We start from the raw sequence: 19,204 nt of genomic DNA, 5'->3' as shown, positions 1-19,204 counted from the left end.
CTGGTGTAAGTCATTGAGTCGGTAATCTCGCTGGCGACTAGCGACGCTTCGACTTGCGGTCGTCCTTGACGTGACCGCGGAAGGTACGCGTCGGCGCGAACTCGCCGAGCTTGTGGCCGACCATCGACTCGGTGACGAACACCGGGACGTGCTTACGGCCATCGTGCACCGCGATCGTGTGGCCGAGCATGGCCGGGAAGATCACGGAGCGACGGGACCAGGTCTTGATGACGTTCTGGGTACCCGCCTCGTTCTGCGCGTCCACCTTCTTGAGAAGGTGGCCGTCGATGAAGGGGCCCTTCTTGAGACTGCGCGGCATCTGACCTGCTCCTAGCGCTTCTTGTTGGTCTTGCGGCGGCGCACGATGAGGGCGTTCGAAGCCTTCTTCGGGCTACGAGTGCGACCCTCCTTCTGGCCCCACGGCGAGACCGGGTGGCGGCCACCAGAGGTCTTACCCTCACCACCACCGTGCGGGTGGTCGATCGGGTTCATGGCGACACCACGCACGGTCGGGCGGACGCCCTTCCAGCGCATGCGGCCGGCCTTGCCCCAGTTGATGTTCGACTGCTCGGCGTTGCCGACCTCACCGACGGTGGCGCGGCAGCGCGCGTCCACCAGGCGGATCTCACCGGAGGGCATGCGCAGGTGCGCCATCTTGCCCTCACGCGCCAGCAGCTGGATGCCGGCACCGGCGGAGCGGGCCATCTTGGCACCGCCACCGGGACGCAGCTCCACCGCGTGGATGGTGGTACCGACCGGGATGTTGCGAAGCGGCAGGTTGTTGCCCGGCTTGATGTCGGCGCCAGCGCCGTTCTCGATCCGGTCACCCTGCGCGATACCGCGCGGCGCGATGATGTAGCGCTTCTCGCCGTCCGCGTAGTGCAGGAGCGCGATGCGCGCGGTGCGGTTCGGGTCGTACTCGATGTGCGCGACCTTGGCCGGCACGCCGTCCTTGTCGTGACGACGGAAGTCGATCACGCGGTAGGCGCGCTTGTGACCGCCACCCTGGTGGCGAACGGTGATCCGACCGGCGTTGTTACGGCCGCCCTTGCTGTGCAGGGGGCGAACCAGCGACTTCTCCGGCGTGGACCGCGTGATCTCTACGAAGTCGGCCACGCTGGAGCCACGACGGCCCGGCGTAGTCGGCTTGTACTTGCGGATGCCCATTTGGCTCTCTCGTCCTCGTCCTTATCGACGATCACGATCTCCGTTAGGAGACCGGACCACCGAAGATGTCGATGCGGTTGCCCTCAGCCAGCGTCACGATGGCGCGCTTGGTGTCCTTGCGCTTGCCAAAGCCCGTCTTGGAGCGCTTGCGCTTGCCCTGACGGTTGAGCGTGTTGACGGACTCGACCTTGACCGAGAAGACCGCCTCGACGGCCTGCTTGATCTGGGTCTTGTTGGCACCGGGCGACACGACGAACGTGTACTTGTTCTCGTCGAGGAGCGAGTAGCTCTTCTCCGAGATAACCGGCTTCACCAGGACGTCACGGGGGTCCGTGAACGTCTTGCTCGTGATCTCTGCAGCCATCAGGCGGCGCTCCCTTCGAGCTCGCCCTCAGCAGCCACGGCCTTGGCGGACGCGGCGGGACCCGCCACGAAACGCTCGAAGGCGGCCTGGGTGAAGACCACATCGTCGGAGACGAGCACGTCGTAGGTGTTCAGCTGACCGGCGTCCAGGATGTGCACGTGCGGCAGGTTGCGGGCGCTCTTCAGACCCAGCTCGTCGGCACGCTCGACGACGAGGAGGATGTTCTTGCGCTCGGTGATCTTGCCGAACAGACCCTTGGCGGCCTTGGTCGACGGCGCCTCGGCCGCGATCACGTCGGTGACGACGTGGATGCGGTTGTGGCGGGCCCGGTCGGTGAGCGCACCGCGCAGGGCGGCGGCGATCATCTTCTTCGGGGTCCGCTGCGAGTAGTCGCGCGGCACGGGACCGTGCACGACGCCACCGCCGGCGAACTGCGGGGCGCGGGTCGAGCCCTGACGGGCGCGGCCGGTGCCCTTCTGGCGGTACGGCTTCTTGCCGCCACCGCGGACCTCGGCGCGAGTCTTGGTCTTGTGGGTGCCCTGACGGGCCGCAGCGAGCTGCGCCACGACGACCTGGTGCATCAGCGGAACGCTGACCTTCGCGTCGAAGATCTCGGCCGGCAGCTCGAGGCTGCCGGTCTTGTCGCCCGCGGGCGACAGGATGTCAATGGTGCTCATATCCTCACAGCCCCTTCGCCGCAGTGCGGACGAGGACGAGGCCGCCGTTCGGGCCCGGGATTGCGCCCTTGATCAGGAGCAGCCCCTTCTCCGCGTCAACGGCATGGATGGTCAGGTTCTGGGTGGTCACACGCTCGTGGCCCATCCGGCCGGCCATCCTCACGCCCTTGAACACGCGACCCGGGGTGGCGCAGCCACCGATCGAGCCGGGCGAGCGGTGCTTGCGCTGCACACCGTGACCGGCGCCGAGGCCCCGGAAGTTGTGGCGCTTCATGACACCGGCGAAGCCCTTGCCCTTGGAGGTGCCGGTCACGTCGACCTTGACACCCGCCTCGAACAGCTCCGCGGTGATCTCCTGGCCGAGGGTGTACTCGGACGCGTCCGTGGTACGGAGCTCGACCAGGTGGCGGCGCGGGGTGACACCGGCCTTGGCGAAGTGGCCCGCGAGGGGCTTGTTCACCTTGCGGGGGTCGATCTCGCCGAAGCCGATCTGGACGGCGTCGTAGCCGGCCGGACTGTCAGCGGTGTGGACCTGGGTCACGACATTGGGCCCAGCCTTGACGACGGTCACCGGAACGATCCGGTTGTTCTCGTCCCAGACCTGGGTCATGCCGAGCTTCTCGCCCAGGATGCCCTTAATCTGCTTAGCCATCTTCGGTGCGCCTCTCAGAGCTTGATCTCGATGTCGACGCCAGCCGGCAGGTCGAGACGCATGAGCGAGTCAACCGTCTTCGGCGTGGGGTCGAGGATGTCGATCAGACGCTTGTGAGTACGCATCTCGAAGTGCTCGCGCGAGTCCTTGTACTTGTGCGGCGAGCGGATGACGCAGTACACGTTCTTCTCAGTGGGCAGCGGCACCGGGCCCGCGACCTGCGCACCAGTACGGATCACCGTCTCGACGATCTTCTTCGCCGAGGAATCGATGACCTCGTGGTCGTAGGCCTTGAGCCGGATGCGGATCTTCTGTCCCGCCATGGCTACTCAGTAGTCCTTTGTCCTTAGTCACTGCACGACCACCCTCCGACCCCCGCGCTCGGGCGTGTCGCTCTCGCGCTTGTAAAAAACCGGCGAACAACTCGTCGGTTTCAAGATTTCGGGGTGGGGGGCCGGGTCGAGGCCCCGCATACGCTTCCCGGAAGATTCCCGTACTTTCGCCCCGCAGCTGCCGTGGCGTCGACTTCACGCTTAACGGCCATCACGGGAACGACGAGTACCTGGGACTCGCTTCCAGTCCTCCCGGCGGGAGGCGCGCAGCATCGGCAACTCAACCGAGCAACTTGGACATACTGCCACATGGAGCAGCCCGGATGCCAATCGGGGCCGGTGAGGTCGCCCTCACCGGCCCCGATCGGGTGACCGTCCTCAACCGCGGCGCCCACCGCCGCGGACCCGCGTCACCAGGGTCGCTTGCTCCCGCAGGTCAGCGCCCACTCGTCACCGGTCACGTTGGCGCACCACAGCTGACCCTTGTCGGGCTCGTTGTTGTACTCCTTGAGCTCCTTGTTCACCGGCGCGCAGTCGGTCGGCCCGGCCGGGTCGTACTTCGGGCACTTGCCGTCGCGGTTCACCAGGATGTGCGCGCGCCAGGCGTCCGCGCCCATGTCGATGCCCTTGGCCCCGGCGACCGGCACGAACTCGGGCCTGGTGGTCGGCATGTAGCGGTCCGCCGACCAGGAGGCCGCCATGGTGGCGAACAGCGCCACCGCGCAGACCGCGCCGGCGACCAGCCGGCCGGTGACCGCGGGCCGCAGGGTCAGCGGCGCCGGCCGCCCGTCGGTGCCGACCCGCTGCACCGTGCGCAGCCAGCCGGTGCCCCGCTGGACCAGGAACATCAGGCCGAGCACCGCGAGGATCATCAACGCGTAGAGGATGATCCAGGTCGTCCGCGGGTACAGCTGGATGGACTTCGTCTGGGCCATCTGGGAGGCGAACCAGAAGCGCAGCAGCCAGGCGCTGATCAGGGTGGCCGTCACGGTCCGGACGGTGATGCTGCGCAGCCCGAGGCCCAGCGCCAGCGCGACCCCGGCGAGCAGCAGCAGGGTGTAGGCGCTCTGCCCGGCGAGCTCACCGCGCAACGGGAAGTCGTGGTAGTTCAGGTCGCCGTTGCGGTCCGAGGCCCAGCCCATGATGTACGCCGGGTCGATGTACACCGAGAGGTACGCGTACCGGTCCTTGGCCTGGGCGCCCAACCGCACCAGCTCGTACAGCAGCGGCGAGCCGACCACGCCGGCGCTCACCAGCGTCACGCCGAGGAACAGCAGCGCCCGCTTGATCCGGGCGGCGCCCTGGCGCCACGGGACGACGAACAGCGTCAGGACGAGGACGCCGGGCGCGGCCCAGATGAACCAGCCCGAGTACCAGAGGAACATCAGGCCGAACGAGACGCCGAAGCCGAGGCCGCGCAGCACCGTGGACCGGGTGGACAGCTCGTGCGACCGGCGGAGCTCCCGCAGGGCGGCGGCCAGCATCGGCACCATGACCAGCATCGTGACGTGGCTGTACGGCCGGATCGGGTCGAGGAAGAGGATCGCCGACGGGACGGCGATCAGCAGCGCCCAGACCGGCCGCAGCATCAGCCGCCAGGAGAGGTACGCCATCGGGCCGACCAGCGCGCTGCAGATCAGCTGGACGTCCTTCATGGCGTAGCCGACGCCGCCGACGCCGCCGTAGAACAGCTTCGACCAGACCGCCAGCAGCGCCGGGAAGCCGGGCGGGTAGACGCCGGGCAGGCCCTTGCCGCGCAGCATGTCGTTGGCCATGCCCATGAGGTTGCCCGGGTCGCCCTCCTGACCGCCGAGGCCCCACTGGGTGCCGTTCAGCGCCACCGCGATCCCGCCCGCGACCGCGCCGGTGGCCAGTCCGGCGACGGCCGCGCAGACCAGCCGCTGGGCCAGCTGGTACCGGGCCAGGCTGCCCCGGTAGGCGGCGTACAGCAGCACCGCCAGGATGGGCAGGCCCACGATGGCGGCGTACTTCTGGAGCATGGCCAGACCGCTGACCTGGCCCACCCGGTTCAGCGGGTTGACGTCGATGCGGGTGCAGAGCAGCGCGAAGCCGAACGCCGCCACGATCGAGACCAGGGCCTCGGCCGAGCGGACCGCCCAGGGGCGCTCCAGCAGGCCGTCGAGCCGTCCGGGGCGGGGCGCGATCGCGCCCTCCGGTTCGAGCGACTCCTTGCTGGAGCCGCCGACCGGGCTGGTGGCCAGATCAGTCATGTCAGTCACTTCCGTGCAGTGGCCACGTCCGATGAGTGGCGAAGGATGGCTCAGTGGACCGGCGATCAGCGGCCATCATAGGGCGCCTACCAGAAGCCGAAGCCTCGGGCAAGGACCCCGTTCCGGCCGTATCGGGGCTTGGGCGTGGTGGTTCAGCAGGATCCGCCCGGTCGGTCGTCGGTGCTCCCCATGAGCACCCCCTCACCCACCTAGAGCCCAGCGGCCGGCCGAAGCGCTTACTCCCGCCCCGTCGAATTCGGCCGGGCGCCTCGGGGCGCCGTGACCCGGGGGCCTCCGGCCGGCTGCCGGCACCGCCCTCGGACACGCTCCGGTCAGCTGCTGCGGACCGCGCGGCCGACCATGGCACCGGCGTGGGAGAAGTCACCCGCGCCGAGCCGGCCGGCGGCGACCATCAGGGCGTGCAGGCGGGACGAGAGGTGCAGGTCGGCCGAGCGCGCGGCGTTGGTCCAGCCCTTGGCGCGCAGCTCCTTGGAGATCAGCGAGTAGTACCGCAGCTCCTCGTCGAAGCGCTTGCCGTCCTTGACCCGGTTCGAGGAGTCGCTGGCCTGGTGGCGCCGGTAGCGGAACACCTCGCGCTCGTCGACCAGCAGGTTGCCGCCCTCCATCAGCATGTCGACCATGAACGCCAGGTCGTGGATGGCGTCGATGTCCGGGCGGTACGGGATCTTCGACAGCGCGGACTGGCGGTAGGTGAGCGACGGCGTGTACAGCCAGTTGCCGGACAGCAGGCTCTTCACCGCGGCCTCGCCGCTGATCACCCCGGCCTTGCGGGCCGGCGCGCTGATCCGGCGCTTGACCTTGTCGCCGATGCCGAGCGAGGGCACCAGGGTCCCGTCGCTGTCCATCACCCGCACGCCCGGCTGGACCGCGATCGCGTTCGGGTCGGCCCGCAGGCGCTCCAGGACGACGTCCAGGTAGTCGGGCTCCAGCAGGTCGTCGGCGCCCATCATCGAGACGAACTCGCGCTCGGCCAGGGTGGAGGCCTTGTAGGTGTTGCCGTTGGGGCCCAGCCGCTCCGCGTTGCGGATGTACCGGATCCGCTCGTCGTTCAGGCTCTCGATGTACTGGGGCGCCCGGAAGCCCGGGTACTGGTCGTCCACGACGGTCAGCCGCCAGTCCTGCTGGTGCTGGGCCCGGATGCTGTCGATGGTGGCGAACAGGTACTCCGGATCGCCGTAGTACGGGATGACGAAATCGACGCTCATGACGGCGCCGCACCTCCTGGTCCTGGATCACGCTTCGGTGCCGCCCGGCCGCGGCCAGCGGGGCGCCCCAAGTCAACCAGCTTTGCCGGGCCCGTGCGTCAGCCGGTCGGCCCACACCGGCGCCGGGGGGCGGAAAGCGGGTGCGCAGAGGCCGCCGATCGGAAATTCTGGCACACAGAAATACGTCCGCCGGGCGGCCGGGGGATGAATGAACTCGGTAATGTCCGGATTTTCCGGAGCCCAAAAGGCGGCACGCATTGGCGCCCCCTCTTTGACAACGGACGAACGGGCGTCACCGTTCGACCCGGTGGCCGACGGTCGAGGGGACCGTTCGCCGGCCTCTCCGGCGGCGCGCTCACCCGCACGCACGGCTGAGGGCCGGCACCCCGTCGGGGGTACCGGCCCTCAAACCCTGTGCCCTGTCGCGTGGAGCGCGATCAGTGGTCGGAGCCGACCGGAGCGTCGAGGCGGTCGTTGTTGTGACGGACGCCCTCGGTGATGGCGACCGTACGGGCCAGGTCGGTGAGCTTCTTCTCCAGCGACCGGAAGCGCAGGTAGGTGTTGAGCGTCAGGAAGCCCATGGCGATGACCATCAGGTAGAGCACCAGGTCCGTGCCACGGCCGACGCCCAGCGCGGTGGCCAGCTTGGTCACGCCGGCCGGCCACAGGATCGCGATGACGTTGGCGACGACGAAGAGCGAGAAGGCGATGCGCTTCCACGCCCGGGTGTTCGCGGCGTCCCAGCGCCGGACGAACAGGAGGGCCATGCCCACGGCGGCCAGGACGAGGATCAGCTGGATCCAGAGGTGATTCATCGGCGGTTACGCTCCCGCAGCGAGATGTCGAAGAGGATGTTCACGCCGTTGATCAGGGACTGGCCCTTGGCGCGCGAGTAGTCGGTGTAGAGGATGTCCACCGGCACCTCTGCAACCCGGAGGTCCGAGCCGGCGAGGAAGGAGACGATCTCCGAGGCGTGGGCCATGCCGTTCATGGTGATCCGGATGCGGCTGGCCGCCTCCCGGTTCATCACGCGCAGACCGTTGTGCGCGTCGGTGAGCTTGAGCTTGCGGGCGGTCGGGCTGACCGCGGCGGCGGTGCGGAGCACAACCCGCTTGATCCACGGCACCTGGCCGGTCTGCTCGATGAAGCGGGAGCCGAGGACGATGTCGGCCTCGTCCTGGCGCAGCAGCGCCACCATCTTCTCCACGTCGGCGGTCTGGTGCTGGCCGTCCGCGTCGAAGGTGGCGAAGTACTCGGCGCCCTCCTGCTCCAGCGCGTACTTCAGGCCGGTCTGCAGCGCTGCGCCCTGGCCCAGGTTGACCGGGTGCCGCACCAGGTGGGCGCCGGTCGTCATGACGTGCTTCGCCGTGTCGTCGGTGCAGCCGTCGTCGATCACCACGATGTTGGGGAAGGTCTTGCGTGCCCCCTCCACGACCTCGGCGATCACCTGGCCTTCGTTGTAGGCCGGGATCACCAGCCAGACGTTGTCATAGTCGGACACAGGGGCTCCATGCTTGGCGAACGGCACGGCGTCGCGTGCCTCGGTCTGTCTGTCGGTGGTGATCACGGGCGTCGTCGGCCAATCACAGTCCGGTCCCCCACCGTCACGAGGTCCGCAGCGGCTCGGCCGCACTCCTGCTGTCCAGCCCGGAGTGCCCGGAGGCGGCGGGGCGGGAGGGGAACGCGCGGTACAGCGCCCACAGCATCAGGACGGCGCTGACCAGCGCGCCGGCCAGGTACGCGAGCTCGGCACGGAGACCGACGTCACCCGGGGAGAGGGCGACCGCAACCAATGCTACGGAACCGGCCGTCCAGCCCACCAGCTGTCGGCGGTGCTGGGCGCTCGACATCAGCGCCTGGCCGAATACCGTCGCGAGGACGTAGCAGAGCGTGCCGAGGACGAGCCAGGTGAAGTCCAGCGGGTTGAGCAGGTCCTTGGCGTTGAAGAGCAGCGGGTTGAGCCAGGCGCCGAGCGCGATGACCGGCAGCCCGCCGCCGATGCACATGGCGGCGACGATCGCCGTGGTGCGGGTCAGCACCTTGCGGAACTCGGCGTGGTCGCCGGCCGCGGTGGCACCCGAGAGCGCGGAGACCATGGAGGCCTGGAGGGCGCTGTAGGCGAAGAGCGGCACGCGGGCCATCACCACGGCCTGGCCGAGGGCGAAGACCAGGGCGTCGGACGCCTCGGAGTGCTTCGGAGCGAGCAGGCGCACGCAGACGACGGTCGCGTTCACCACCAGCTGGCTGAGCATCACGGAGCCGATCAGCAGGCCGAGCCCGCTGGTGAGCTGGCGCCAGGACACCTCCGGCCCGGGGGCGCGGTCGGCGAGGATGCCGCGCAGGCCGATCAGCGAGGCGGCGACCGGGGCGACCACCAGGATCAGGCCGAAGGCCAGCGCCGAGTGCAGCCCGAGGACGGCGGTCAGCGCGGCCAGCCCGATGCGCAGGGCACCGTCGACGGCCAGCTGGGTGCCGTAGGGGCCGAACAGCCCGAGGCCGGCCAGCGCACCGCGGGAGACCGAGCTCACCGCGAGGCCCGCCATGCCGCCGGCGAGGGCCACCACGAGGGTCCGGTCACCGCCGAACAGCTGGTCGGCGATCGGGCCGGCGGCGGCGGCCAGCACCGCGCAGGCCGCGGCCAGGATCGCCAGGGCGAGCAGCAGCATCCGCCGTACCGCGGGCAGTGCCCCCGCCCCGGACACCTTGCGGGCGGCGACCACCCGCGTCAGCTCCAGTTCGACGGGCTGGAACAGGCCCCACCCGACGGACATCACGATCGTCCAGAGCATCGTCACCCTGGCCGCACCGGCCGTGCCCAGGCTGTAGCCCACGAGCGCCATGTAGACGTACGCCGAGGCGCCGAGCACGACCGTCCCACCGACCACGAGCCGGGCCCCCGGGGGTAGCACCCCGAGCAGCTTGGCGATCGGGTTCTTCATCACATGATCACCGAATTAACCGGCCGACCTTGCCACACGTCTCCGCACGAGGCCGGCCCGGCCGTGCGATTGCTGTGAATAGTAGCGGGTAGCCGTGAACGTCCGATGACGGTGGCCCCCACCCTCAGACCCCCGGGAAGGTACGGGACCACGGCTCCGTCCAAAGGTTCTGAGGATCGCTCAGCACCGTCACCGTGACACCCTGCGCCGCCAGGTCCCGCTTGATCCGGTCGCCCACGGAGGGGTCGGCGGTCAGGACGGTCGGCGGGACGGGCGCGGCCGGGAGCTTGTCGATGGCTCCCTTGAGGCGGCCCAGGGACTTCTGGTAGTCCTCCTCCTTCACCTGGGGGCCGCCGATGGACACCCAGTGGATGTCGTACAGCGCCGTCATGTCGCCCCCGCGCCGGTTCAGCAGCGAGGCGAGCCAGGTGGCCTTGAGGTTCTTGTAGTCGTCGTTGGCGAAGAGCGCGATCACCGGGCCCTTGCTGGAGATGTCGAGCGCCTGCGCGCCCTTGGGGCCCATGTCCCCCTTGAACTCGCCGCGTCCCCAGGCCACCAGCGGGTTGGCGGACCAGGCGGACGGGTTGTCCTTGGTGGTCAGGAAGCCCCACTGCACGTTGGCGAAGAGGCTGAGCGCGGCGGCGACGGCGAGGCCGGACATCGCCAGCTCGCCGAGGCGGTTCGGCAGCGTGCGGCCCGTCCCCCGGTACGGGCTCTGCAGCATGACCCCGACGGCGCCGAGGGATATCAGGCTGACCACGACGCCCACGGCCGTCATCTTGTGGAAGTAGTACGAGTACTTGCCGATGGTGTGCAGCTGGTAGGCGGCGAAGGCGCTGAGCAGCCCGCCGGTGCCGAGCAGGACCGCGAGGTGCGCCTGGCCGACGGCGGTCCGGCGGTTGCGCGGCATGACCGCGGCCAGCAGGCCGAGCAGCCCGCCGCCGATGAGTATGGAGCGGTCGGCCCCGACGCTCGGGCCGTTCATGTTCGAGGCACTGGCCACGTCGAGGTTGCCCAGCACGGACAGGACGCTCGGCAGCGCGGCCACGCCCAGCGCGCACGCCAGCGCGCCGGCGGTCCACCACCAGCGCCCGGCGAACTTGCGCCGGTGCGCCACCAGTGCGCCCAGCAGTGCCACGCCGACGAAGGCGCCGTAGATGTTGTACGCGTAGGTGACGGTGATCAGCCCGGCCGACGCGGCCAGCACGAACTCGGTGGTGCCCATCGCCGGCCGGATCAGCACGGCCAGCGCGAGTGCTATCAGCAGCAGCCCGATGAAGGTCGAGTCGAAGCCGTGGACCATCAGGTCCATGTAGTTGCTCGCGAACATGATCGCGCCGACGGTCGCGCACACCGCCGCGCAGCGCCAGCCGCGCAGCCGCGGCCCGCCGATCCACCGGGCCGCCCAGACCAGCGCGGCGCAGAACAGCGCGTAGCCCACCAGCAGGTACAGGAAGTACCGGTTCATGGTGTAGAGCATGTCGCCGGAGTCGGCGGCGGAGTGGACGAGGGTGTCCGTCCAGGCCAGCAGGAAGTGGGAGCCCTGCGGGTACGTCACCTCGGACGGCGGTATCAGGAAGGACCGGGCCGCGTCCTGGTGGAGGAAGTTGAAGCCGCCGACGTTCTGGATGCCGGAGAAGAAGGAGAAGTGCGCGAGCCGGTCCTCCGAGGTGGCGAAGTACGCGACCCGCTCGGCCGCCGACGTTCCCGCGATCGGGTGGAACAGGTAGTGCCAGACGCCGTAACCGGTGCCCAGGACCAGCAGGTCGGACCAGCGGAAGCGCAGCGGCAGGCGCGGGCCGCGGCGGGCGGCCCAGGCGGCGACCGTCACCACGCTGAACATCAGGCCGCTGGTGGCGACCGGCGAGAGGCCCCACGGCCAGAGCGAGAAGAGCAGGCCGAACGTCAGCACCGAACCGGCGAGCACCAGCCCGGCGACGAACAGCCGGTCGAGCAGCACGCCGCCGACCCGGAGCACGGCGGCTATGGAGAACAGCAGCAGCGGCAGCAGCAGGACGCCCAGGTCCAGCGCGACCAGCCCGGTCGGCACCAGCCAGGACAGGGCCAGCCCCCCGGCCAGGACGAGCGGGTTGCGCCTGGACCGTCCACCGGTGGCCGGCTCGGGCGGCGGCCCCGGCGGTGCGGTCGGACGTTGAAGCTCGCGCTCAGGCGAGGAATGTACGGTCGACACGGTGCCGTGCCCCTTCGGTCAAGTCCCTGCCGCCCGTCTCCCCGGCCGGGTGCGGACTTCCACTACCGTCAGCGGGCAGGCTACGAGCCACAGCATACCGAGGGGCCCGTCGGCACGACGGGCTGAGGGGCCCGGGTGGGCGGTCCGCGAACCAGTGGGAACGGCCGCCGTTCAGCCCCGGTTCAGCCCCGGAAGACCCAGATCTTCAGCAGCACGAACCGGGCCACCGTGGCCAGGCCGTTGGCGGCGACCAGTCCGGCGACCTCCACCGGCCGGGAGGCGTTCGGTGCCACCTGGTCCAGCAGGGCGAGCACGCCCGCGCTCAGGCCGAGCCCGATCAGGAAGGCCACCGCGCCCTGGAGCTGGTGCCGGACCATGCCCTGCGAGCCGGTGACCCCGAAGGTGAAGCGGCGGTTGGCCGCGGTGTTGGCCACCGCGCTGACGGCCAGCGCGATCAGGTTCGCCGCCTGCGGGTCGGTGAACCACCGCGCGGCGACGAACAGCGCCAGGTAGAAGACGGTGCTGAGCACGCCGATGACCAGGAAGGACGGCAGCTGGCGGCGGGTCGACGGGGCCGGCTCGACGGGCTCCGCCGGTTCCTCGGTGACGGTCACCGGCCCGGGCCCCGCGCGTCGTCCTGCGCCGCGGCGTCCTGCGCCAGTTCGTCGTCCGCCGAGTCGTAGCCGACGAAGTAGGTCGGGCGTGCCTGCACCGCCGAGTAGATCCGGCCGACGTACTCCCCCAGCAGTCCGACGCAGATCAGCTGTACGGCGCCGATGAAGAGCATGCCGATGAACAGCGAGGACCAGCCGGGCACGGTCGCACCGAGCGCGTACGAGAGGGTGGTGTAGACCGCGAGGGCCAGGCAGACCACGAAGCTCACCAGGCCCAGCCAGGTGGCCAGCCGCAGCGGGGCGGCGGAGAAGTTGGTCACGCTGTCCAGCGCGAGCCGGACCATCTTGGACAGCGGGTAGTGGGTGCCGCCGGCCACCCGCTCCTCCCGGACGTACACCACCTCGCCGCTGGGGAAGCCCAGCCACGGCACCAGCAGCCGGTAGACGGGCTGGTGCTCGGGCAACTGCTTGAGGGCCTCCACGGCCGCGCGGCTGAGCAGGCGGAAGTCGCCGGCCTGGTTGGGCATCCGCTTGCCGACCAGCTTGCGCATCAGCCAGTAGTAGGCGCCGGCCGTCCGGCGCTTGAAGGCGGTGTCGGTGGCGCGGTCCCCGCGCACGCCGTAGACGACGTCGAAGCCCTGCTCGCGGGCCAGGTCGAGCATCTCCGGGATCTTCTCCGGCGGGTCCTGGAGGTCGGCGTCGATGCTCACCACGTAGTCGCCGCGCGCCCGGTGGATGCCGGCGGTGAGCGCGGCCTGGTGCCCCGAGTTGCGGGCGAAGCGGACGATACGGAACTCCGGCCAGTCCTGCCGGACCTTCTGCAGGACGACGGGGGTGGCGTCCGTGCTGCCGTCGTCGACGCCCACGACCTCGTAGTCGACCCCGAGCCCGTCCAGGATCGGCCGCAGCCGCTCGACGGTCAGCGGGAGCGCCTCCTGCTCGTTGTAGATCGGCATCACGACCGACAACAGTGGTGCCGTTGGCATGCGTTGGATCCCACTTTCCGCGACGGCGGGCTGGACGGTCGCCCGACAATAACAGCCGGCCATGAGCAGCCCGTGAGAGCCGGTGAAGGCCTGATGAAGGCCGAAGGGCTCCGCACACCTGGGTGTGCGGAGCCCTTCGGTTCGCCTGTGCGGGACAGACAGGTCAGAACACCAATTACTTGATGATCTTGGTGACCTGGCCGGCGCCCACGGTGCGGCCACCCTCACGGATGGCGAACTTCAGGCCCTCCTCCATGGCGATCGGCTGGATCAGCGCGACCGTCATGGCGGTGTTGTCGCCCGGCATGACCATCTCGGTGCCCTCGGGGAGGGTCACGACGCCGGTCACGTCCGTGGTACGGAAGTAGAACTGCGGGCGGTAGTTGTTGAAGAACGGGGTGTGGCGGCCACCCTCGTCCTTCGACAGGATGTAGGACTGGGCCTCGAAGTCGGTGTGCGGCGTGACCGAACCCGGCTTGATGATGACCTGGCCGCGCTCGACGTCCTCGCGCTTGATGCCGCGGAGCAGCAGACCGACGTTCTCACCGGCCTGGCCCTCGTCGAGCAGCTTGCGGAACATCTCGATGCCGGTGACCGTGGTGGTGGTCTTGGTCTCCTTGATGCCGATGATGTCGACAGTCTCGTTGACCTTGAGGATGCCACGCTCGATACGACCGGTGACGACGGTGCCACGACCGGTGATCGTGAAGACGTCCTCGATCGGCATCAGGAACGGCTGGTCCACGGCGCGGGCCGGGGTCGGGATGCTCTCGTCGACGGCGTGCATCAGGCCGAGGAGCTTCTCGCCCCACTCCTTGTCGCCCTCCAGCGCCTTCAGCGCGGAGACGCGGACGACCGGCAGGTCATCGCCCGGGAACTCGTACTCCGAGAGGAGCTCGCGGACCTCGAGCTCGACGAGCTCCAGGATCTCCTCGTCGTCCACCATGTCGGCCTTGTTCAGGGCGACGACGATGTAGGGGACGCCGACCTGGCGGGCCAGGAGGACGTGCTCCTTGGTCTGCGGCATCGGGCCGTCGGTGGCGGCGACGACGAGGATCGCACCGTCCATCTGGGCCGCACCGGTGATCATGTTCTTGATGTAGTCCGCGTGACCCGGGCAGTCGACGTGGGCGTAGTGACGCGCCTCGGTCTGGTACTCGACGTGCGCGATCGAGATGGTGATACCGCGCTGCCGCTCCTCCGGCGCCTTGTCGATCTGGTCGAACGGCGTGAAGGGGTTGATCTCCGGGTACGCGTCGTGCAGCACCTTGGTGATGGCCGCGGTAAGGGTCGTCTTACCGTGGTCAATGTGACCAATGGTGCCGATGTTGACGTGGGGCTTCGTCCGCTCGAACTTCGCCTTCGCCACTGCAGTCCTCCTGAGGACAGTTCTGTACGCCGTGCTGACGTCAGTTGGTCTTTGATCGGGTTTGGCCCGAGGTGCCGGAAGCACCTCGCACCGTCCCGCGGGGTGGGGGCCGGAGGCCCCCCGGGAGGATCCGACCGGATCCTCCCGGGACGCCCCCTAATAGCCTAAGGGTTCGCAATCGTCCCGAATATCGGGACGGCCGCGGCCTCGTAGGGAGCCGGCTGGCGCCGGTCCTTACTCGCCCTTGGCCTTGGCGATGATCTCCTCCGCCACGGCCTTCGGAACCTCGGCGTACGAGTCGAACTGCATCGAGTAGCTCGCGCGACCAGAGGTCTTGCTGCGCAGATCACCGACGTAGCCGAACATCTCGGAGAGCGGCACCAGCGCCGTGACGACGCGGGCACCGTGACGCTCGTCCATGGACCGGATCTGGCCACGGCGAGAGTTGATGTCGCCGATCACGTCGCCCATGTAGTCCTCGGGCGTGGTGACCTCGACGGCCATCATCGGCTCGAGGAGGACCGGCTTGGCCTTCCGCGCGCCTTCCTTGAACGCCATCGAACCGGCGATCTTGAACGCGAGCTCGGACGAGTCGACGTCGTGCGCCTGGCCGTCGAGCAGCTTCACGCGGACACCCTGAAGCGGGTAGCCGGCGAGGATGCCGAACTCCATGGCCTCCTGGCAACCGGCGTCGACCGACGGGATGTACTCCCGCGGCACGCGGCCACCGGTGACCTGGTTGACGAACTCGTAGCCCTCGGCCTGCTCGAGCGGCTCGATCGCGATCTGCACCTTGGCGAACTGACCGGAACCACCGGTCTGCTTCTTGTGGGTGTAGTCGATGCGCTCGACGGCCTGACGGATCGTCTCGCGGTACGCGACCTGCGGCTTGCCGACGTTGGCCTCGACCTTGAACTCACGCTTCATACGGTCGACCAGCACCTCGAGGTGCAGCTCGCCCATACCCGCGATGATGGTCTGGCCGGTCTCCTCGTCCGTGTTGACCTGGAAGGACGGGTCCTCCTCGGCGAGGCGCTGGATGGCGACACCCAGCTTCTCCTGGTCACCCTTGGACTTGGGCTCGATCGCGACGCGGATGACCGGGGCCGGGAAGTCCATGGACTCCAGGATGACCGGGGCCTTCTCGTCGGACAGCGTCTCACCGGTGGTGGTCTGCTTCAGGCCCATGACGGCGACGATGTCGCCGGCGCCCACCGACTCGATCTCCTCACGCTTGTTCGCGTGCATGCGGTAGATCTTGCCGATGCGCTCCTTCTTGCCCTTCACGGCGTTCAGCACCGAGGTGCCGGACTCCAGGCGGCCGGAGTAGATCCGGACGAAGGTGAGCTTGCCCAGGTGCGGGTCGGACATGATCTTGAACGCCAGCGCGGCCAGGGGCTCGTCGTCCGAGGCCTTGCGGGTGATCTTGGTCTCCGGGTCGTTGGGCTTGGTGCCCTCAACCGACTCGATGTCCAGCGGCGACGGGAGGTACTTGACGACCGCGTCGAGCAGGGGCTGAACGCCCTTGTTCTTGAACGCGGTACCGCAGAAGATCGGCGTGAAGGCCGACTCCAGGGTGCCCTTGCGGATCGCCTCGTACAGCAGCTCCTCGGGGACGTCCTCGCCCTCCATGGCGAGCATCATCACGTCATCGCTGACGTTCGACACCTCGTCCAGGAGCATCTCGCGGTACTCGTTCGCCTGCTCCTGCAGCTCGGCCGGGATGTCGACGATGTCGTACATCTCGCCCTTGGCGGCCTCGGCGGACCAGACCAGCGCCTTCATGCGGACAAGGTCGACAACGCCCTTGAAGTCCGCCTCGGCACCGATCGGGAGCTGCATGACCAGCGGGGTCGCGCCGAGGCGGTCCACGATGGTCTTGACGCAGAAGAAGAAGTTCGCGCCCGTGCGGTCCAGCTTGTTGATGAAGCAGATGCGCGGGACGCCGTAGCGGTCAGCCTGCCGCCACACGGTCTCGGACTGGGGCTCGACACCGGCAACACCGTCGAACACCGTCACGGCACCGTCGAGGACGCGCAGCGAGCGCTCCACCTCGACGGTGAAGTCGACGTGACCCGGGGTGTCGATGATGTTGATGGTGTTGTCGACGTCGTCGACCGTCCAGTGACAGGTCGTCGCGGCCGACGTGATCGTGATGCCGCGCTCCTGCTCCTGCTCCATCCAGTCCATGGTGGCAGCGCCATCGTGGACCTCACCGATCTTGTACGAGACGCCGGTGTAGAACAGGATCCGCTCGGTGGTGGTGGTCTTGCCCGCGTCGATGTGCGCCATGATCCCGATGTTGCGGACCCTGGCGAGGTCAAGGGAGGTTGCAGCCATGGTGGCTCGTTCTCTCTCTGTCTAGTGACGGGGTAGGGACTACCAGCGGTAGTGCGCGAAGGCCTTGTTGGACTCGGCCATCTTGTGGGTGTCCTCGCGACGCTTCACGGAAGCGCCCAGACCGTTGCTGGCGTCGAGGATCTCGTTCATCAGGCGCTCGGTCATGGTCTTCTCGCGACGGGCGCGGGAGTAACCGACCATCCAGCGCAGCGCCAGGGTGCTGGCGCGGCCCGGACGGACCTCGACCGGAACCTGGTAGGTCGCGCCACCGACACGGCGGGACTTGACCTCGAGGGCCGGCTTGACGTTCTCCAGCGCGCGCTTCAGCGTCACGACCGGGTCCGAGCCGGTCTTCTCACGGACGCCCTCGAGGGCGCCGTAGACGATCCGCTCGGCGGTGGAGCGCTTGCCGTGCAGCAGGATCTTGTTGACCAGCTGGGTGACGACCGGGGAGCCGTAAACCGGGTCGATGATGACCGGGCGCTTCGGGGCGGGGCCCTTACGAGGCATTCTTACTTCTCCTTCTTGGCGCCGTAGCGGCTGCGAGCCTGCTTGCGGTTCTTGACACCCTGGGTGTCAAGCGAACCGCGGATGATCTTGTAGCGGACACCAGGAAGGTCCTTCACACGACCACCGCGCACCAGCACGATGGAGTGCTCCTGCAGATTGTGGCCCTCGCCCGGGATGTAAGCGGTGACCTCGATCCCGCTGGTGAGGCGCACACGGGCGACCTTGCGGAGAGCCGAGTTCGGCTTCTTCGGGGTGGTCGTGTACACACGCGTGCAGACCCCACGACGCTGCGGGGAACCCTTCAGCGCGGGAGTCTTGTTCTTCTCGACCTTGTCCTGCCGGCCCTTTCGGACCAGCTGCTGGATCGTAGGCACCGTTTCTCCGTTTTCTGTGTGCCAAGGCTTGGTAAAACTAACCTGCGGTGATCCCCCGCACACGGCCCCGTGGTCGACCCACGCGGTCGGGTGTGTTGGGCTTATTCCGACACGGAATCCCATGAGCTGATGTACAGCGACGGCGCTCAACGCGCGGGGCGCTGGAAGGCGCTCCGGCTCGGCGCGGCGACCGGTGTGCATGCACGCACAAGGACCCGGGGACACCCCAGGCACAAGGTCAGAGCGTACCTAGCGCATCGGGCGCGGTCAAAACAAATGCAACGCCGCAGGTCGCGACCTTCGGCCGGATGTCCCGGGAGTGTCCCGGACGCGACCACCCGGTGTCGGGCCACCCTCCACCCGCTCTACCACAGCCCGCCGACCGCCGCCACCGGGGCGGGACGCGCCCGGGGCGGGACGCTCAGACCGGCACCTGCAGCATCACCAGGAGCAGCAGCGTCCAGAGCGCGCAGCCCGCGTAGCCGAAGAGCAGGCCGAGGGTGGAAACCCAGTCGCCGGCCCGGTCGTGGCTGCTCTGCTGGGCCTTCGCGATGTGCCCGACGACCACCGCGGGCAGCGAGAGGCCGGTCAGGCCGAAGACCAGTGAGGTGACCGCCAGCCCGTTGGTGGAGCGAACCGGCGGCGGAGGCGGCGGGAGGAAGGTCGCCGGGACGGGCGGGGCGGCGAAGGCCATCGGCGCCGGCATCGGGCCGGAGGGCAGGTCGGACACCAGCCCGGCCAGCTGGCCGTAGGTCTGCGCGACGGAGGCCTGCTCGTGGCGCTGCTCGTACTCCTCGGCGGAGAGCCGGCCCTCGGCGAACGCGGCCTTCAGCACGTCGATCGTCCGGTCCCGGTCCGCGTGCCCGGCGCGCATCCCCGTGTGGAACCCGGGCTGCGGGACGGACTGCGGGACGGGCTGGGGCTGCCGGTCCCCGCGGCGATCCGGCTCGCCGGGGCCCGAGGCTCCCCACGGTTGAACGGCCATCCGCACCTCCCGGCACCCGGCGCGGCCCCGCGCCCCTCGCTGTCCCTCACTGCCCCTCATAGTGCAGGACGAACGGCGCAGCTGAGTAGTTGCCAATTCCAGCCCGGTACCCGCCGTAACGCGCCGTCCGGGCGGCGCGCCTCACCCGTTCGGCCCACTCTCTCAGGGGATCCTCAACTCGGGAGACAGTCCGTTTCCGCAGTGACAGGCTGAGTCCGAGACACCCATCCGCCAGCGAACAGAGAAG

19 protein-coding genes are annotated in these 19,204 nt (G+C 69.0%); all 19 read right to left on the bottom strand.

What is annotated here, in order from left to right; genetic code table 11:
- Positions 1 to 37: 37 nt before the first annotated feature.
- A complete protein-coding gene (gene rpsS / locus AB0O19_RS05590; protein WP_030055821.1) occupies positions 38 to 319 on the bottom strand; it encodes a 30S ribosomal protein S19 in 282 nt (93 codons plus the stop codon).
- Between the two features lie 11 nt (positions 320 to 330).
- On the bottom strand, positions 331 to 1,167 hold the full coding sequence (gene rplB, locus AB0O19_RS05585) for a 50S ribosomal protein L2 (protein ID WP_063348968.1): 837 nt from the start codon (positions 1,165 to 1,167) through the stop codon (positions 331 to 333).
- Positions 1,168 to 1,210: 43 nt separating this feature from the next.
- Positions 1,211 to 1,534, bottom strand: coding sequence for a 50S ribosomal protein L23 (gene rplW, locus AB0O19_RS05580; protein WP_104816576.1), 324 nt, complete (start codon positions 1,532 to 1,534; stop codon positions 1,211 to 1,213).
- Positions 1,531 to 2,208 (bottom strand): 50S ribosomal protein L4, encoded by a 678-nt coding sequence (rplD, locus tag AB0O19_RS05575; RefSeq protein WP_363617989.1) that lies wholly within the window; start codon positions 2,206 to 2,208, stop codon positions 1,531 to 1,533. The genes rplW and rplD overlap by 4 nt, the downstream gene beginning before the upstream one ends.
- A gap of 4 nt (positions 2,209 to 2,212) precedes the next feature.
- On the bottom strand, positions 2,213 to 2,860 hold the full coding sequence (rplC, locus tag AB0O19_RS05570; RefSeq protein WP_327677876.1) for a 50S ribosomal protein L3: 648 nt from the start codon (positions 2,858 to 2,860) through the stop codon (positions 2,213 to 2,215).
- 14 nt (positions 2,861 to 2,874) lie between these two features.
- The gene (rpsJ, locus tag AB0O19_RS05565) at positions 2,875 to 3,183 is read right to left on the bottom strand and encodes a 30S ribosomal protein S10 (RefSeq protein ID WP_012785157.1); all 309 of its coding nucleotides are present in this window, start codon (positions 3,181 to 3,183) and stop codon (positions 2,875 to 2,877) included.
- 419 nt (positions 3,184 to 3,602) lie between these two features.
- Positions 3,603 to 5,423, bottom strand: coding sequence for a hypothetical protein (locus AB0O19_RS05560; protein WP_363617987.1), 1,821 nt, complete (start codon positions 5,421 to 5,423; stop codon positions 3,603 to 3,605).
- Positions 5,424 to 5,755: 332 nt separating this feature from the next.
- Entirely contained in the window at positions 5,756 to 6,649 is an 894-nt protein-coding gene (locus AB0O19_RS05555) for a glycosyltransferase (protein ID WP_363580106.1), read from the bottom strand.
- A 437-nt stretch (positions 6,650 to 7,086) separates the two neighbouring features.
- A complete protein-coding gene (locus AB0O19_RS05550; RefSeq protein ID WP_063348962.1) occupies positions 7,087 to 7,464 on the bottom strand; it encodes a DUF2304 domain-containing protein in 378 nt (125 codons plus the stop codon).
- Positions 7,461 to 8,150, bottom strand: a complete 690-nt coding sequence (locus AB0O19_RS05545) for a glycosyltransferase family 2 protein (RefSeq protein WP_063348961.1) — start codon at positions 8,148 to 8,150, stop codon at positions 7,461 to 7,463. The genes AB0O19_RS05550 and AB0O19_RS05545 overlap by 4 nt, the downstream gene beginning before the upstream one ends.
- A gap of 103 nt (positions 8,151 to 8,253) precedes the next feature.
- On the bottom strand, positions 8,254 to 9,588 hold the full coding sequence (locus tag AB0O19_RS05540; protein WP_363617985.1) for a hypothetical protein: 1,335 nt from the start codon (positions 9,586 to 9,588) through the stop codon (positions 8,254 to 8,256).
- Between the two features lie 124 nt (positions 9,589 to 9,712).
- A complete protein-coding gene (locus AB0O19_RS05535; RefSeq protein WP_363617983.1) occupies positions 9,713 to 11,779 on the bottom strand; it encodes a hypothetical protein in 2,067 nt (688 codons plus the stop codon).
- 182 nt (positions 11,780 to 11,961) lie between these two features.
- Positions 11,962 to 12,393: a GtrA family protein gene (locus AB0O19_RS05530; RefSeq protein WP_363617981.1), complete on the bottom strand. Its 432-nt coding sequence runs from the start codon at positions 12,391 to 12,393 to the stop codon at positions 11,962 to 11,964.
- The gene (locus AB0O19_RS05525; protein WP_363580094.1) at positions 12,390 to 13,379 is read right to left on the bottom strand and encodes a glycosyltransferase family 2 protein; all 990 of its coding nucleotides are present in this window, start codon (positions 13,377 to 13,379) and stop codon (positions 12,390 to 12,392) included. The genes AB0O19_RS05530 and AB0O19_RS05525 overlap by 4 nt, the downstream gene beginning before the upstream one ends.
- A gap of 175 nt (positions 13,380 to 13,554) precedes the next feature.
- Positions 13,555 to 14,748 (bottom strand): elongation factor Tu, encoded by a 1,194-nt coding sequence (tuf, locus tag AB0O19_RS05520; protein WP_031063092.1) that lies wholly within the window; start codon positions 14,746 to 14,748, stop codon positions 13,555 to 13,557.
- 234 nt (positions 14,749 to 14,982) lie between these two features.
- A complete protein-coding gene (fusA, locus tag AB0O19_RS05515; protein WP_063348955.1) occupies positions 14,983 to 17,088 on the bottom strand; it encodes an elongation factor G in 2,106 nt (701 codons plus the stop codon).
- Between the two features lie 39 nt (positions 17,089 to 17,127).
- Complete coding sequence (gene rpsG, locus AB0O19_RS05510; RefSeq protein WP_030055803.1) at positions 17,128 to 17,598, bottom strand: 30S ribosomal protein S7; 471 nt, start codon at positions 17,596 to 17,598, stop codon at positions 17,128 to 17,130.
- 2 nt (positions 17,599 to 17,600) lie between these two features.
- The gene (gene rpsL / locus AB0O19_RS05505) at positions 17,601 to 17,972 is read right to left on the bottom strand and encodes a 30S ribosomal protein S12 (RefSeq protein ID WP_014144289.1); all 372 of its coding nucleotides are present in this window, start codon (positions 17,970 to 17,972) and stop codon (positions 17,601 to 17,603) included.
- A gap of 421 nt (positions 17,973 to 18,393) precedes the next feature.
- Positions 18,394 to 18,957, bottom strand: a complete 564-nt coding sequence (locus AB0O19_RS05500; RefSeq protein ID WP_363580092.1) for a DUF1707 and DUF4190 domain-containing protein — start codon at positions 18,955 to 18,957, stop codon at positions 18,394 to 18,396.
- Positions 18,958 to 19,204: the final 247 nt, after the last annotated feature.

The sequence above is a fragment of the Kitasatospora sp. NPDC091276 genome (assembly GCF_040684355.1).
Lineage (GTDB): Bacteria > Actinomycetota > Actinomycetes > Streptomycetales > Streptomycetaceae > Kitasatospora.
This window is presented reverse-complemented; position numbering and strand designations above follow the sequence as displayed.